General features: G+C 72.9%; 14 protein-coding genes and 2 pseudogenes. 10 read left to right on the top strand and 6 right to left on the bottom strand.

All coding sequences use genetic code 11. The features are described 5' to 3' along the window. Window positions 1–31 precede the first annotated feature (31 nt). Window positions 32–715: an RlpA-like double-psi beta-barrel domain-containing protein gene (locus tag ENC19_RS05200; protein ID WP_164446024.1), complete on the top strand. Its 684-nt coding sequence runs from the start codon at window positions 32–34 to the stop codon at window positions 713–715. 80 nt (window positions 716–795) lie between these two features. Here ENC19_RS05200 and ENC19_RS05195 read toward each other — a convergent pair whose 3' ends face one another. Then, the gene (locus ENC19_RS05195) at window positions 796–2,007 is read right to left on the bottom strand and encodes an SUKH-3 domain-containing protein (protein WP_328824156.1); all 1,212 of its coding nucleotides are present in this window, start codon (window positions 2,005–2,007) and stop codon (window positions 796–798) included. A gap of 146 nt (window positions 2,008–2,153) precedes the next feature. On the opposite strand from ENC19_RS05195, the gene ENC19_RS05190 reads away from it, so the two are divergent. From ENC19_RS05190 to ahcY, 8 genes and pseudogenes are all read left to right on the top strand, one after another. Continuing rightward, a complete protein-coding gene (locus tag ENC19_RS05190; protein ID WP_164446022.1) occupies window positions 2,154–2,381 on the top strand; it encodes a hypothetical protein in 228 nt (75 codons plus the stop codon). A 709-nt stretch (window positions 2,382–3,090) separates the two neighbouring features. Then, window positions 3,091–3,663, top strand: coding sequence for a hypothetical protein (locus ENC19_RS29485; RefSeq protein ID WP_208020818.1), 573 nt, complete (start codon window positions 3,091–3,093; stop codon window positions 3,661–3,663). 69 nt (window positions 3,664–3,732) lie between these two features. Beyond that, entirely contained in the window at window positions 3,733–5,112 is a 1,380-nt protein-coding gene (locus ENC19_RS05180; protein ID WP_164446021.1) for a phosphomannomutase/phosphoglucomutase, read from the top strand. Window positions 5,113–5,174: 62 nt separating this feature from the next. Next, window positions 5,175–5,357 (top strand): Trm112 family protein, encoded by a 183-nt coding sequence (locus ENC19_RS05175; RefSeq protein ID WP_164446020.1) that lies wholly within the window; start codon window positions 5,175–5,177, stop codon window positions 5,355–5,357. Beyond that, window positions 5,354–6,549: pseudogene (locus ENC19_RS05170) on the top strand (SIS domain-containing protein). The gene ENC19_RS05175 and the pseudogene ENC19_RS05170 overlap by 4 nt, the downstream one beginning before the upstream one ends. Then, a complete protein-coding gene (locus tag ENC19_RS05165) occupies window positions 6,546–7,499 on the top strand; it encodes a cation diffusion facilitator family transporter (RefSeq protein WP_164446019.1) in 954 nt (317 codons plus the stop codon). Before ENC19_RS05170 ends, ENC19_RS05165 begins: the two are co-directional and overlap by 4 nt. Before the next feature lie 3 nt (window positions 7,500–7,502). After that, window positions 7,503–8,660: a mannose-6-phosphate isomerase, class I gene (manA, locus tag ENC19_RS05160; protein ID WP_164446018.1), complete on the top strand. Its 1,158-nt coding sequence runs from the start codon at window positions 7,503–7,505 to the stop codon at window positions 8,658–8,660. A gap of 292 nt (window positions 8,661–8,952) precedes the next feature. Continuing rightward, window positions 8,953–10,452, top strand: coding sequence for an adenosylhomocysteinase (gene ahcY, locus ENC19_RS05155; RefSeq protein ID WP_164446017.1), 1,500 nt, complete (start codon window positions 8,953–8,955; stop codon window positions 10,450–10,452). Window positions 10,453–10,582: 130 nt separating this feature from the next. On the opposite strand, the gene ENC19_RS29225 is transcribed toward ahcY, so the two are convergent. Beyond that, window positions 10,583–10,735, bottom strand: coding sequence for a hypothetical protein (locus tag ENC19_RS29225; protein WP_166458139.1), 153 nt, complete (start codon window positions 10,733–10,735; stop codon window positions 10,583–10,585). Continuing rightward, window positions 10,732–11,625: an RDD family protein gene (locus ENC19_RS05150; protein ID WP_166458138.1), complete on the bottom strand. Its 894-nt coding sequence runs from the start codon at window positions 11,623–11,625 to the stop codon at window positions 10,732–10,734. Before ENC19_RS05150 ends, ENC19_RS29225 begins: the two co-directional genes overlap by 4 nt. 41 nt (window positions 11,626–11,666) lie before the next feature. On the opposite strand from ENC19_RS05150, the gene ENC19_RS05145 reads away from it, so the two are divergent. After that, window positions 11,667–12,650: a stage II sporulation protein M gene (locus ENC19_RS05145; protein ID WP_164446016.1), complete on the top strand. Its 984-nt coding sequence runs from the start codon at window positions 11,667–11,669 to the stop codon at window positions 12,648–12,650. 94 nt (window positions 12,651–12,744) lie between these two features. Here ENC19_RS05145 and ENC19_RS05140 read toward each other — a convergent pair whose 3' ends face one another. The 3 genes and pseudogenes from ENC19_RS05140 to ENC19_RS05130 form a co-directional block, all read right to left on the bottom strand. Then, window positions 12,745–13,671, bottom strand: coding sequence for a DUF58 domain-containing protein (locus tag ENC19_RS05140; RefSeq protein WP_328824155.1), 927 nt, complete (start codon window positions 13,669–13,671; stop codon window positions 12,745–12,747). A gap of 378 nt (window positions 13,672–14,049) precedes the next feature. Then, a complete protein-coding gene (locus tag ENC19_RS05135; RefSeq protein ID WP_328824154.1) occupies window positions 14,050–15,036 on the bottom strand; it encodes an AAA family ATPase in 987 nt (328 codons plus the stop codon). Continuing rightward, window positions 15,033–15,363: pseudogene (locus tag ENC19_RS05130) on the bottom strand (hypothetical protein); the annotation flags it as partial. The pseudogene ENC19_RS05130 and the gene ENC19_RS05135, both read right to left, overlap by 4 nt.

The raw sequence follows: 15,363 nt of genomic DNA, 5'->3' as shown, positions 1-15,363 counted from the left end.
GAACACAAGGGTGTGAGGACGGGAGAAACAGGTGAAGCTGCAGCGGAAGCACGTGCTGGCGGCGGGGGTGGCGGTGGTCGCCGCGGCGACGGTCGCGGTCGGCACCGGACTCGGGTTCGCCGACAGCGCACCGACCCGGCAGAGCGTCTGCGCCGGATCGATCACGTTCTCGGCCGAGGCGGGCGGGCCGGCCGCCACCAGCAACCAGTTCCCCGTCGGTACCCGGCTGCGGGTGACGAACCTGGACAACGACAGATCGGTGGAGGTGACCGTCGTCGGCCCGTCGGGCAGTTGCGTGCTGCTCAACGCCGCCGCGATGGAACTCGTCCGCGAGCCCGGCAAGAACGTGATCCGACGCAACGTGGTCGAGCGGATCGGCGACGACGCCGCCGCGCAGCCGGGTGCGGGCCAGCCTGGCGTGATCGCCGACCGACCGGGCTCGGCCTCACCGCCGGCGGCCCGTCCGGTCGCCGGGTCCGCCTGCCAGGGAGCGATCACCTTCTTCGAGGAGGCCGCCGGACCGGCCGCGACGAGTGACCGCTTCCCGGTCGGTACCCGGTTGCGGGTGACCAACCTGGACAACGACCGGGCGACCACGGTCACCGTGACCGGTCCCTCGGGCAGCTGTGTGCTGCTGAACTCCGCCGCGATGGAGCAGATCCGGGAGCCGGGCAAGAACCTGGTGCGCAACAACATCGTCGAGGTGCTGGGCTGACGTCCGACCGAGGCCGGGTTGCCGGCCGCCCGACATGTCGACCGTGCTGACCGGTCCGGGGCTCCGACGGGCCGGCGGCGTCACCAACCGCCGTCGTCGCGTACCCGGGCCGGGGCGCGGCCGAGCAGCAGGGTGGTGAGCGCGGCGTCGATGTCGGTCCCGAGAAACCATTCACCGGCCTGGTCCAGCGCGAAGATCCGGCCCCGTTCGTCGGCCGCGATGATGCTGTGCCGGCTCTCGGTGCCGATCGGGTACATCCGGCTGCCGACGACCGCCGCGAAGTCACGCAGCGACTCGGCGGTCTGGGCGACCTGGCGGGGGTCGATGTCGAAGCGTGAGATCCACACCTGCTCACCGGGCCCGCGCCGGTGACTGCGCAGGCGCGGAAGGGTGCCGACGGCGGCGTCCCCGTGGGCCCGGCCGGCAGTCGCGGCGACCTGGTGACCCGCGGGGCCGGTCGTGGCCACGCCAGCGGAGTACGGCCGCCAGCCGGCGGCGACCAGTGCCTGCGCCACCTCCGGAGGAAACCGCCCGGGCACCGCGGCGGAGGCCGGTTCCGGGACCGAGAGCGTGGTGTGGGCCCGTTCGGCGTCGGTCAGGACGTTGAACTCCACGAGCATGTTCAGGCAGGAGTCGCAGGGCCGCTCGGCTGGCCCACCGTGCGGATCGCCCGGCTCGCGTACCTGGCACACCTCGACCCGGGCGGATGTCAGCAGTTCCTTCGCGTCGCCCATGCTGAGGGCGGTGATGCCTTCGGCGTTGCGGCGGTGGTCGTACTCGTACAGGAGGTCGGAAACCGCGACGAACTCCGCGTGCCGGGTCGCGCCGCGCACCAGATGACCGGCGGGCTGACTGTCGAGGTACGCCCGGACCAGCGGGTGATGGTTGAGTTCCACGTCACCCTTGACGCCCTGTGCGGTGAAAGTCCGGCCTTCGACGCCGAGGCGCGTGGTCGTGGTCGGCGCCGGCGACCGGCGGATCTCGCGCAGCAACTGGCCGGCCGGGTCCACGGTGCGCGGGGCTGGCCGGCCGGTGGCCCGGCTGCGCCGGTAGAGCCGGGCCACCACGTCCGGCGAAACCCTCGGCCAGGTGCTCACCTCGCCGGTCCGCTTGTCGACCACAGTGGTGGGTAGGTCGCCGGCAAACGGCGTGACCTGTGCGGAAACTGTGGAGGTGATGACGTAGCCGAGGTCGAATTCGGTGACCGCGGGCCGGCACTCGTGCCCCAGGCGCACCGAGTCGCGGCGGGCCCATACCGCAGCGAGTTGCTCGGCCTGTTCGCGGTCGATCACACGCGGTAACCTATCGGACTCCATCGTTGCGTGGCGCTGTGTGCGGTAGAGCCTACCGACCGTGAGGTGAGTGGTCGTCCTGCCGCGCCGAACGGCGCGGGGGCTGCCCTGATGCGGGCCCCGGACGTGAGCAATACGCTCGTGAGATGGCAGCGCCGGAGAAGCAGGACGGTGACCGACGGCTCTGGGCCTGGCCGGCAGGAATTCTGCTCGGCCTGGTGATCGGTGTGGCGGCCCTGGACGGTGCCGCCGGCATCGGCTTCGGAGTCGCCATCGGCGTGGCGTTCGCCCTGGCTCTTGGTGCGACGGGCGGAGGCGCCGGAGGTGGAGGCGGCGAGCACGGCCCGAAGAAGGGTCCGGACCGCCCGGCCTGACCGCCCGACGGCTGCCGGGACGTGGTGCGGCGCACATGCGGGGTGCTCGATGGCCGGCCGAGGTCGGGCCCCGGTAGTAGCCTGACCGGCGTTCCCCCGTCGGGGGAGGAACGGTGGTTGATCATGTCGGTACGTCGGCACACGGCGCGGATCGCGGCGGTCTGCGTGTTCCTGGGCGCCCTGGTGGCGCTCGGTGGCGCTCCCGCGCACGCCGACGAGGACCGGGTGCGGGTGCGTTCGGCGGGCAGCTTCACCGCGGGTCGTTCCGCCGCGGGGGTGACCGTCGAGGTACGCAAGCGCACCGACGGGTGCGTGCGGGTGCGCACCGCGCTCGGGCTGAGCCTGCCCGGCGTACGGGCCGACCAGGTGGCGGTGCAGGCCAACGTGGGCGGTCGCTGGGTGCCGGTGGGTGTCTCGGGTGCGGCGGGGCTGGTCACCACCGAACCGGTCGCCCCGGCTCGGGACGAACTCTGCAAGGGCAAGGGTGTGGCGATGCGGTACCGGGTCGCCTTCGCCGCGACGGCCCCCGGTGGCCGGCTGGTGGTGACCGGCGAGGCGACCACGGCGCGGGGCGCCGTGCTGGGTCGAGCCGCCGCGTCGTCGCGGGTGGTCGGGGGCGCGCCCGGCGTCGTCCTCCCCGTCGCCCACGCCGTCGCCGTCGCCGAGCACGGAGGCGGCCGAGGAGCCGACCGCCGAGGCCACGCCCAGCGTGGCGCTGGCCGCCGAGACGACCGACGACCTCAGCCAGACCGAGAGCGAGTCCTCCGGCGGGTCGCCGGTGATGTACTTCGGCATCGCCATGGTCGCCGCCGGTGCGCTGCTCATCGGTCTGTTGATCTACCGCTCCCGGAAGGATCGCAAGGACCGTGGGCGACCGGCCGACGGATTCGAGACCCTGCCGCCGCGTAGTCCGGGCGGCACCACCTACCGTTCCGGCGGCGGTCAGGGTGTCGCACCGGTCGCACCGGTCGCACCGGTCCCGCCGGGGCCGGGCACCGTGCCGCCGGTCCCGCCCGCCCAGGCGTACGGGGCGGGTCGGCCCGCCACGCCTCGGGTCTACGGCGGCGCCCCGGCACCCCGCCCGACCGGCGGTCTGTACGGTGCCCGACCGGCCGACCCGAGCGACGGTCCGCCGGCCGCTCCGCCCGCAGGCCGGCCGACCGGGCCGATCGCCGTGCCGCCGGTCGAGCCCGGCCAGGGCAGGGTGCCCGGGCATCCGGACGGTTCACCGGGGGCCGGCAAGGGCGACGAACCGGAGTACGGGCGCGGGCTCGGCGGCTGAGCCGGGGTGGGTCCCTCCGCTCCGATACGCTCAGGTTCGTTGACGGCCCGCAGGCGAGGAGTGGAACCGGTGTCTGATCTGTCCCGGATCGTGAAGGCGTACGACGTCCGTGGGACGGTGCCGGACCAGTGGGACGAGCGTGTCGCCGGCGCGCTCGGCGTCGCCTTCGCCCAGATGCTCGACGCCGCCGGTGACCCGGGTCAGGCGGTGCTGATCGGGCACGACATGCGGGCCTCGGGGCCCGGGCTGGCCGCCGCCTTCGCCACCGGGGTACGCGCCGAGGGCCGGCCGGTCATCGAGATCGGGCTCGCCTCGACCGACATGGTCTACTACGCCTCCGGTGCGCTGGGGCTGCCCGGGGCGATGTTCACCGCCAGCCACAACCCGGCTCAGTACAACGGCATCAAGCTCTGTCACGCCGGTGCGCGCCCGGTCGGGCAGGACAGCGGGCTGGCCGAGGTCCGCGACCGGGCCCAGGCCCTGCTCGACAAGGACGAGCCGCTCGGCGAGCCGACCGCACCGACACAGCGGCGCGACCTGCTCCCCGACTACGCGGCACACCTGCGCACGCTCGTGGACCTCTCCGGGATCCGGCCGTTGACCGTGGTGGTCGACGCCGGCAACGGGATGGGCGGGCACACCGTGCCGAGTGTGCTCGGCGACGCCGCCCTGCCGGCTCTGCCGCTGCGGATCGCGCCGCTGTACTTCGAGCTGGACGGCACGTTCCCCAACCACGAGGCCAACCCGCTGGACCCGGCCAACCTGGTCGACCTGCAGCGCGCGGTGGTGGCGCACGGCGCGGACATCGGCCTGGCGTTCGACGGGGACGCCGACCGCTGCTTCGTGGTCGACGAGCGCGGCGAGCCGGTCTCCCCGTCGGCGATCACCGCATTGGTGGCGGCTCGGGAGTTGGCCAAGCACCCCGGATCGACGGTGATCCACAACCTGATCACCTCCAGCGCGGTGCCGGAGATCATTCGGGAGCACGGCGGTGAGCCGGTGGTGGCCCGAGTGGGTCACTCCTTCATCAAGGCCGAGATGGCGCGCACCAACGCGGTCTTCGGCGGGGAGCACTCGGCGCACTACTACTTCCGGGACTTCTGGTTCGCCGACACCGGGATGCTGGCCGCGATGCACACTTTGGCGGCGCTCGGCGAGCAGCCGCTGCCGCTGTCCACGCTGGCCGCCGAGTACGAGCGGTACGTCGCCTCGGGTGAAATCAACTCGACGGTGGCGGACCAGGCGGCCAAGGTGGCCGAGGTGCGTGCCGCGTACCCGGACGCCGAGGCCGACGAGATGGACGGTCTCACCCTGCGCTTTGCCGACGGGGCGTGGTTCAACCTGCGCGCCTCGAACACCGAGCCGCTGCTGCGGCTCAACGTCGAGGCACCGACCGCCGAGCGGATGACCGCGCTGCGCGACGAGGTGCTCGACCGGGTTCGCCGATAAGATCGCTCGCGCCGGTCGGCACCCCCGACCGGTGAAGCCGCACACGTGGAAGGAGCCGCGCAGTGGCCCTCGACCCGCAGTTGCTGGAAATCCTCGCCTGCCCGGACACACACCATGCCCCGCTGACCTACGACGCGCCGGCCCAGACGCTGACGTGCACCGAGTGTGGCCGGATCTTCGAGGTCCGCGATGACGTGCCGGTGCTGCTGCTGGACGAGGCGCGCGTCCCCGCGGAGGGATCGTGATCGACGGAACGGCCGGCGTCAGCGGACACCGCAATGCCGACGAACGACTGCTCGACGACCCGCAGGCCCTCGCCGAGCGCGACCCGGGCGGCATGCTGCGACACACCGCCTCGGCGGGCGCGCAGGTGCGCGAGTCGGCTGCCCTGGCCGCCGAGGCCAATCTCTCCGTACTCGCCGACGACGGACGTCCCCGGGCGGTCGTGATCGCCGGCATCGGCACCGCCGGACGCACCGGCGACGTGCTGGCCACGGTCGCCGGGCCGCGGTGCCCGGTACCGGTCATCGCGCACCGCCTCGCCGGCGTACCGGGCTGGGTCGGCGCGGCCGACGTGGTGATCGCGGTCAGTGCCTCCGGCCGCAGCCCGGAGGCGCTGGGCGCGGCCGAGGCGGCCCACCGGCGGGGTGCCCGGCTGGTCGCGGTGGGTCCGGCGGACTCGCAACTGCACTCGGTCGCCGAGCGGGCCCGCGCCCCGTTCATCCCGGTGCCCCGGCGGGCACCCGCCCGAGCCAGCCTCTGGGGGCTGACCGTGCCGGTGCTGCTCGCCGCCCGGGCCCTCGGCCTGGTCAAGGTCAACGAGGCGGACCTGGCGGAGACGGCGGCCCGGCTGGACGCCGACGCCGACCGCAGTCGCCCGACCGCGGAGTCGTTCGTCAACCCGGCGAAGTCCTCGCCCTCGGGCTGGCCGGGTCGATCCCGATCGTGTGGGGCTCGTCGCCGCTGGCGGCGGTCGCCGCCCGCCGCTTCGGCGACACCCTGTCGGCCAACGCCCGGTACCCGGTGGTCACCGGTGCGCTCGGTGAGGCGGGTCGTGGCCGGGTCGGGCTGCTCGACGGAGTTTTCGGGGGGCTGGCCGAGGGAGAGCGGGACATCTTCGCCGATCCCGACGAGTCGGACGGTGAGGGCACCCGACTGCGGCTGGTGCTGCTGCGCGACGGTGGCCTGAACGCCGAGGACGACGCCGACGAGCCGCTCGCCGTCGAGGAGCGGCGCGCGGACGCGGTGCAGACCCTCGCCGAGCGGCGGGGCGTGCGGTGCGACGTGGTCACCGCCGAGGGCGGCTCGGCGCTGGAGCGGCTGGCCTCGCTGGTGGCGGTGCCGGACTTCGCGTCGATCTACCTGGCTCTGGCGCACGGCCTGGACCCGATGGCGGTGCCGGCAATCACCGAGATGAAGGAACTGGCCAACCAGTGAGCACGCAGGGTGGCACCAAGGCGATCATCGCCGCGCTGCTCGCCAACGTCGGTATCGCCGTGACGAAGTTCGTGGCCTACCTGTTGACGAGTTCGTCGTCGATGCTCGCCGAGTCCATCCACTCGGTCGCCGACTCGGGCAACCAGGCTCTGCTGCTGCTCGGTGGCAAGCGGGCCCGGCGGGCCGCCACCCCGCAACATCCCTTCGGCTACGGCCGGGAGCGCTACGTCTACGCGTTCATCGTCTCGATCGTGCTGTTCAGCCTGGGCGGTCTGTTCGCCCTCTACGAGGCGTGGCACAAGTGGTCCGACCCGCACGGCATCACCAGCTGGCACTGGGTGCCGGTGACCGTGCTGCTCGCGGCGATCGTGATGGAGTCGTTCTCCTTCCGTACCGCCGTCCGGGAGTCGAACCTGGTCCGGGGCCGGGAGTCCTGGACCAGGTTCATCCGCCGGTCGAAGGCGCCGGAGCTGCCGGTGGTGCTGCTGGAGGATCTCGGCGCGCTTGTCGGTCTGGTCTTCGCCCTGTTCGGCGTGGGCATGACCCTGGCCACCGGCAACGGCCGGTGGGACGCGGCCGGCACCGCGATGATCGGCCTGCTGCTGGTGACCATCGCGATCGTGCTGGCCGTGGAGACCAAGAGCCTGCTGCTGGGGGAGGGGGCCGAGCCGGCGGACGTCTCGGCCATCGAGCGGGCGGTCACCGCCGGCCCGGAGGTGGAGCGGATCATCCACATGAAGACGCTGTACCTCGGTCCGGAGGAGCTGATGGTGGCCGCGAAGATCGCGGTGTCGCGGTGCGAGAGCGCCGAGGAGGTGGCCCAGGGCATCGACGCGGTGGAGGAGCGGATCCGGGCCGCCGTGCCGGTCGCCCGGGTCATCTACCTCGAGCCGGACATCTACCGGACCACCGTCGGTCCCGCCACGGCGTCCGGACGCGCTGAGAGCTGACCGGTGGAACCGCTGCACGGGCCGATCAAGGACTACGCCTGGGGCTCCCGCTCGGCGATCGCCGAACTCCAGGGGCGGCCGGTGCCGAGCGCGACGCCCGAGGCGGAGCTGTGGCTCGGCGCGCATCCGGGCGCGCCGGCCGCCGTCGAGCGCGACGGCGGGCGGATGCCGCTCACCGAGGTGCTCGCCGCCGAGCCGGTCCAGTGGCTCGGCCGGCAGGTGCTCGACCGGTTCGGGCTTCGACTGCCGTTCCTGCTCAAGGTGCTGGCCGCAGCGGCTCCGCTGAGTCTCCAGGCCCATCCGGACGCCGAGCAGGCGCGGGTGGGTCACGCCGCCGAGCAGGCCCGCTCCGGCGGGCACCGCAACTACGTCGACCCGTTCCACAAGCCGGAGCTGCTGGTGGCGCTCGGGCCGATGGAGGCGCTGTGCGGGTTCCGGGACCCGGCCGCCTCGGCACGGGCGCTCGCCGCACTGGGCGTACCGGAGTTGCGGCCGGTGCTCGACGCGTTGGCCGCCGGGCCGGTGGGGCTGGCCGAGGCCGTACGCCGGCTGCTGGAGTGGCCGACGGCGGAGCGTGCCGGGCTGGTGGCGGCGGCCCGGACGGCGCAGGGCCCGGACGCGGACCTGGTGACCCGGTTGGCCGAGGCGTACCCGGCGGATCCGGGAGTGCTGGTGGCGTTGCTGCTCAACCGGGTGCGGCTGACGGCCGGTGAGGCGATCTGGATGCCGGCCGGGAACCTGCACGCGTACCTGCGGGGTACCGGCGTGGAGGTGATGGCCGCCAGCGACAACGTGCTGCGGGGCGGGTTGACCCCGAAGCACGTGGACGTGGCCGAACTGCTGCGGGTACTCCGGTTCGAGGTGCTCGACCGGCCGGTGGTCGCAGCGCAGGAGGTCGCCGACGGGGTGGTGACCTGGCCGGTGCCGGTGGACGACTTCGCGTTGCACCGGGTGAGCGTCGGTGGCGGCCGACGCGAGGTGACGTTGGCGGTGCCGGGCCCCCGGGTGGTGCTGTGCACCGGTGGCCGGGTCACGGTGACCGACGGTGTGGCACCGGTGACCCTCGGGTCCGGTCAGGCGGCGGTCGGCCCGGCTGCGGGTGGTTCACTCACGGTCACCGGTGTGGGTGAGACGTACATCGCCTCGACCGGGCAGGTCTGAACCTTCCCTGCGCTCGGCGGGCTATCAACCGTCGACTGACAAGTCCGAATTTCCCGAAATGGCTTGACTCGGCTCTCGCTCAGTGTGACTCTATGGGTGCGTAGCGTTATCGCGACGATGGTCCGAGAACGCGCGGGGGAACCAAACCGGGGGGATGCACGGGGCGGGCGGAGATGGACGGCACACGTCCACACCGGCCGCCCTGTGCGCTGTCTGTCACCACCCCGACCGCGCGTCGGCAACGCGCGTAAGGTGGGAGGTTGCGCAGCACCATCGTCCGACAGGAGCTTTTATGACCAGCACCCTCCCGGCGTCCGCAAGCGGCACGTCGTCCGAGGCCCGGCCGCGTACTGTCGCCGAGGGCGACTTCAAGGTGGCGGATCTGTCGCTCGCCGAGTTCGGGCGTAAGGAGATCCGTCTGGCTGAGCACGAGATGCCCGGTCTGATGGCGATCCGGCGCGAGTTCGCCGACGCGCAGCCGCTCGCCGGAGCGCGGATCACCGGGTCGCTGCACATGACGATCCAGACCGCCGTGCTGATCGAGACCCTGGTGGCCCTCGGCGCGCAGGTCCGCTGGGCGTCGTGCAACATCTTCTCCACCCAGGACCACGCCGCCGCCGCGGTCGTGGTCGGTCCGGAGGGCACCGTCGACGCCCCGTCCGGTGTGCCGGTGTACGCCTGGAAGGGCGAGACCCTTGAGGAGTACTGGTGGTGCACCGAGCAGGTGCTCGACTGGCCCGACGGGGACGGCCCGAACATGATCCTGGACGACGGTGGCGACGCTACGCTGCTCGTCCACAAGGGTGCCGAGTTCGAGAAGGCCGGGGCCGTGCCACCGGTTGAGTCCGCCGACTCCGAGGAGTACGCGGTCATCCTCGGCCTGCTGCACCGTTCGCTGGCCGCGAGCGGCCAGCGGTGGACGCGGATCGCCGCCGGCATCAAGGGCGTCACCGAGGAGACCACCACCGGCGTGCACCGGCTCTACGAGATGCACCGCGCCGGCACGCTGCTCTTTCCGGCGATCAACGTCAACGACTCGGTGACCAAGAGCAAGTTCGACAACAAGTACGGCTGCCGCCACTCGCTGATCGACGGCATCAACCGGGCCACCGACACGCTCATCGGCGGCAAGATGGCCGTCGTACTCGGCTACGGCGACGTGGGCAAGGGCTGCGCCGAGTCGCTGCGCGGCCAGGGCGCCCGGGTCGTGGTGACCGAGGTCGACCCGATCTGCGCGCTCCAGGCGGCGATGGACGGCTACCAGGTCGCCACGTTGGACGACGTGGTCGCCACCGCCGACATCTTCATCACCGCCACCGGCTGCTACGACGTCATCACCAACGAGCACATGGCCCGGATGAAGCACCAGGCCATCGTCGGCAACATCGGCCACTTCGACAACGAGATCGACATGGCCGGTCTGGCCAAGCGTTCGGATGTCACCCGGGAGAACATCAAGCCGCAGGTCGACCTCTGGAAGTTCGACGACGGTCACGCGATCATCGTGCTCTCCGAGGGTCGCCTGCTGAACCTGGGCAACGCCACCGGCCACCCCAGCTTCGTCATGTCGAACTCGTTCGCCAACCAGACGATCGCCCAGATCGAGCTGTACACCAAGACCGACGAGTACCCGATCGGCGTGTACGTGCTGCCCAAGCACCTCGACGAGAAGGTCGCCCGGCTGCACCTGGACGCGCTCGGCGCCAAACTGACCACGCTGTCCAAGGAGCAGGCCGCCTACCTCGGCGTCGCCGTGGAAGGCCCGTTCAAGCCGGACCACTACCGCTACTGAGCACCGACGTCACCTCCGGAGCCGACCGCCATGGCCGGCCCCGGAGGTGGCCCTGCGGTCGCGGTGCCGCACCGACGGGCGTGGCCGGTGGCCGGCCGGCCTGGCCTATGGCCCCGGCGGGTAGGCGCAGTCAGCGCGGACGGTGGCGGGTGGGGCGGACCCAGGTCCAGACACACCAGACCAGCCAGGCCACCGAGACCAGCGCCGCGAGGGTGCGCAGCCGCAGCGCGCTGAGCAGCAGCACCACCGCGAGCACCGCCAGCCACGGCACGAAAGCCCTCATCCTGACCTCCCAGGTCGATCGTCGGACGGTGCGCTCGGCAACTGCGGCCACAACGCCTCGGTGAGCGCGCGTTCGCCGGCGAGCAGGCGACGGGCCCGTCGATGCCGCTCGGCGATGACGGCGGCCAGGTAGGTCACCGCCGGCCACCCGGCCGGTGGTGGCGGGCCGGTCACCGCGGCGACCTGCCACCACAGCAGCCGGGCCAGCTCGCCGCGCGCCGGCTCGCTGAACCCGTGGGCCCGGGCCAGGTACTGCCGCACGGCCAGCGCCAGCTCCGCGTCCAACCGGCTCAGGTCCACCGAGTACGCCCAGCCGGCCAGTTCCGGCACCATCGCCGGGACCGAACGCCATCTCGTCGCGGTCCGGGTGTGCACCACCAGGGTGCCCGCCGCCAGGTCGCCCAGTCGTCGGCCACGGGCGTCGCTGAGCATCACGGTCAGCCCGACCGCCCAGGACAGCAGCGGCAGCACCAGGCCCGGCCACTCCACGGCGACCCCGACCAGTGCCCGGGTCAGCGACTGCCGGAACCCGACGGGGGCGCCGTCGATGCTGACCACCCGCAAGCCGACCGCCGCCTTGCCCGGCGTGCGGCCGTCGTTGAACCGTTCGCAGAGCACCGGATAGCCGACCAGCAGCAGGACCAGCCCGATGGTGAGCAGGGCGCGTTCCATCGCCGCGTCGAGCACCCCGTACGGCAGGGCGGCCAGGAGCAGCCCGGTCAGCGCGGCGAGCAGCAGCCCGGCGACCAGTTGCACGAGCACGTCGATCAGCAGGGCGAGCGCCCGGGAGCCGATTCGCGCGGCCCGCACGTCCAGCTCGACCGCCTCGCCGCTGACCAGCCCGGCGTCACCCCAGCCCGGGATGGTCCACGCTCGTGCCGCTGTGCTCATCCCGACAGTGAACACTATGATCGCGCGGTCGGAGGTGGCCGGTGGATGTCGACGCGTACGTCGCGGAGCACGGCGGGCAGTGGCGTCGGCTGAACCAGCTCTGTGGTCAGCGACGGCTCGACGCGGCCGAGGTCGACGAGCTGGTCGCGCTCTACCAGCGGGCCACCACCCAACTGTCGGTGCTGCGTAGCCGCTCGCCGGACCCGGCACTGGTCAGCGAGCTGTCCCAGCTGGTGCTCCGGGCACGGGCGCGGCTCACCGGTCGGCCCCGACCGTCCTGGACGGCCGTACGACGATTTCTGCTGGCCGGCCTGCCCGGTGCGATCTGGCGGGCGGCGCCGTGGTGGTGTGCGGTGGCGACCGCCTTCACCCTGCTCACCTTCACCCTGATGTGGTTCGTGGCGGACAACCCGGAGACGGCGGCGGCGTTCATCGGCGACGACGAGGCCGCCAACCTGGTCGAGTCCGGCTTCGCTGGCTACTACACGGAGTTCTCCGCGCCGACGTTCGCCTTCCATCTGTGGACGCACAACGCCTGGCTTGCGGCGAAGTGCCTGGCGGCGGGGGTGTTGATCGTGCCCGTCGGCTACCTGCTGTGGCAGAACGCGATGAACATCGGCGTGGTCGGTGGGGTGATGGTCTCCTACGGCCGAGCGGACGTCTTCTTCGGCCTGATCACCCCGCACGGCCTGCTGGAGCTGACCGGGGTGTTCGTCGCCGCCGGGGTCGGGCTGCGCATCGGGTGGGCGTGGATCGCACCACCGGAGCAGTTGACCCGTGGGCAGGCGGTGGCCCGGGCGGGACGCGACGGCGTGCTGGTCGCCGTGGGCCTGGTCGCTCTCTTCGCCGTCGCGGCGCTGATCGAGGCCTTCATCACCCCTGCTCCCCTGCCAGCGCCCCTCCGCATCGCCATAGGCGCCACCGCCTTCCTCGGCTTCCTCGCCTACACCCTCATCCTCGGCCCCCGCACCACCACCCCCACCCACCCCCCGGAACACCCGGACCCCCCGGAACACCCGCGTTGATCATGAGGTTAGCGGCAATATTGGAGATCAACTTCGCCGCTAACCTCATGATCAACGCGGTGTCGGCGGGGGTGGGGGGAGGGGGAGGGAGAGGTCAGAGTTTGGCTTGGGATTTCAGGGTCAGGTAGGTGTCGGCCAGGGCGGGGGCCAGGTGAGTGGCGGGGGCGTCCACCACTGTGACGTTGTGACGGGTGAGCGCCTGGGTGAGGCGGTCGCGCTCGGCGAGCGTGCGCCAGGCGGCGGCTGCGGCGTAGGCGTCCGCCGGACGTCGCGGGGGTGCGACGGTGAGCTGGGTCAGCACCGGGTCCTGGGCGGCGGCCACCGCCACCCGGTGCCGGGCGGCCAGCCGGGGCAGCACCGGCAACAGGCCCTCACCGAGCGCGCCGGGTTCCAGGGCGGTGAGCAGCACCACCAGGCTGCGCGGGCGGTGCCGCCGGAGCAACTCGCCCGCGATCAGCCGGAAATCGGTCTCCACCAGCGCGGGTTGCAGCGGGGCCAACGCATGCGCCAGCCGGCTCCACTGCCCTGGCCGTTCGGCACCACCCACCGAGGCCCGGGTCGCGGCATCCCCCGCGAGCACGTCCACCCGGTCACCCGCCCGTGCCGCCAACGCGCTGAGCAGCAGCGCCGCCTCGATCGAGGCGTCCAGCCGTGGCTCGTCGCCCACCCGTACCGCCGAGGTGCGCCCGGTGTCCAACACGCAGATCAGCCGCCGGTCCCGCTCCGGACGCCAGGTACGCACCAGCACCTCGGCCCGCCGGGCGCTGGCTCGCCAGTCGATGGAGCGCACGTCGTCGCCGGACACGTACTCCCGCAACGCGTCGAACTCGGTTCCCGGTCCGCGTCCCCGGCCGAGTTGGGTGCCGTCGATGACGCGTAGCCGCGACAGCCGTTCCGGCAGGTGCCGGCGCGAGTCGAAGCGGGGCAGCACCCGTACCGTCCACGGTGGCGTGCCGGGCCGGCCACCCCGCTGCCGGAACGCCAACCCGAGCGGGCCGAGCGAGCGGACGGTCAGGGCCACGGCGGGTCGGTCGCCCCGGCGGGTGGGGTGAGCTGGGTGGGCAGCGCGAGCACCGCACCGGGTGCGGCCCGCACCACCCGGGTCGGCGGCACCTCCGGCCGGGCCCGGCCGACGGCACCCAGGCGTCACGTACCCGGGCCCGCAGCGGCCGGCGGGAGCCGTTGCGCAGGTACAGAGTGACCGTGGCGGTGCCACCGAGCCGTACGGCCCGCTCACCGGTCCGTTCGGCGGTCAACGCCCGCAGCGGCGCGGCGAGCGCGAGGTCGAGCCCGACCAGCAGCAGCACCACACCGACCATCACCGCAACCCCGACGAAGGGTGCCGGCCACCACGGCAGGGTCAGCGCCCCGGCCGCCAGCAGCGCCGCCACCCGCCAGGTCATCGCGGAGTCGGTACGGTGGCCAGCACCGTGTCCAGGACCGGGTCCACCCCGACACCCTCGAGTTCGGCCTCCGGCCGCAGGCGCAGCCGGTGTCGCAGGGTCGGTCGCGCCATCGCCTTGACGTCGTCGGGCACCACGTGATCGCGTCCGTTCAGCCATGCCCACGCCTTCGCGGTGCCGAGCAGGGCCGTCGCACCGCGCGGCGAGGCGCCCAGCTCCAGCGCCGGGGTGGCGCGGGTGGCCCGGCACAGGTCGACGACGTAGCCGAGCAGCGGTTCGGCGACGTGCACCCGACCCACCGCCGTGCGCGCGGCGGTGAGGTCGGCCGCGTCCGCCACCGGGCGTACGCCGGCGGCGGTCAGATCCCGGGGATCGAAACCGGTGTGGTGGGCCCGGAGCACACCCAGCTCCTCGTCCCGGCTGGGTAACGGCACGGTGAGTTTGAGCAGGAACCTGTCCAGCTGGGCCTCCGGCAGCGGGTAGGTGCCCTCGTACTCGACCGGATTCTGGGTGGCGGCGACGATGAACGGATCGGGCAGTACCCGCTGCTCGCCCTCGACGGTGACCTGCCGCTCCTCCATCACCTCCAGCAGTGCCGACTGGGTCTTCGGCGGGGTGCGGTTGATCTCGTCGGCGAGCAGCAGGTTCGTGAAGACGGGCCCCTCGCGAAAGGTGAACGCCGCGGTCCGCGCGTCGAAGACCATCGAACCGGTGACGTCGCCGGGCATCAGGTCGGGGGTGAACTGCACCCGCCGCGAGCTCAGGTCCAGCGCGGCGGCCATGGTTCGCACCAGCAGCGTCTTGGCGACCCCGGGCACCCCCTCCAGCAGCACGTGACCCCGGCAGAGCAGCGCGACGATCAGCCCGGTGACCACACCCTCCTGCCCCACGACCGCCTTGGCCACCTCGGCGCGGAGCCGGTGCAGCGCGGCCCGGCTGGGATCGGCGGCGAGCGGGTCCACGGTCGTCGCGGGTCGGGTCACCGGGGGTCTCCTTCGGATCGGGGCTTCGGCAGCCGAGGCTGGGCCGGCGGGTCGGTGACGGGCTGCGCGGGGTTGGACTCGCCGGCACGCGCCACGCGGTCCAGGTCACCGGCCAGCTCCAGCAGGTCCCGGTCGGTCTGCGGCGTGTCGCCGTAGAGCAGCTCGTGGATGGCGTCGGGCCGGTCACCGGTGCCGGCGGCGACCGTGGCGGCGAGAGTGGTCGGTGGTGCTCCGGCGGGCAGGTGCACGCGTCGGGCCAGTCGGACGAGCGTTGCGGTCCGGAGCACTCGGGCGGTGCTCTCCCGGGCGCGTGCCCGCTGGTAGAGC

The organism is Verrucosispora sioxanthis, assembly GCF_010560025.1.
Classification (GTDB): domain Bacteria; phylum Actinomycetota; class Actinomycetes; order Mycobacteriales; family Micromonosporaceae; genus Micromonospora; species Micromonospora palythoicola.
The sequence above is the reverse complement of the archived record's forward strand: the minus strand, read 5'-3'. Positions and strand labels throughout refer to the sequence as shown.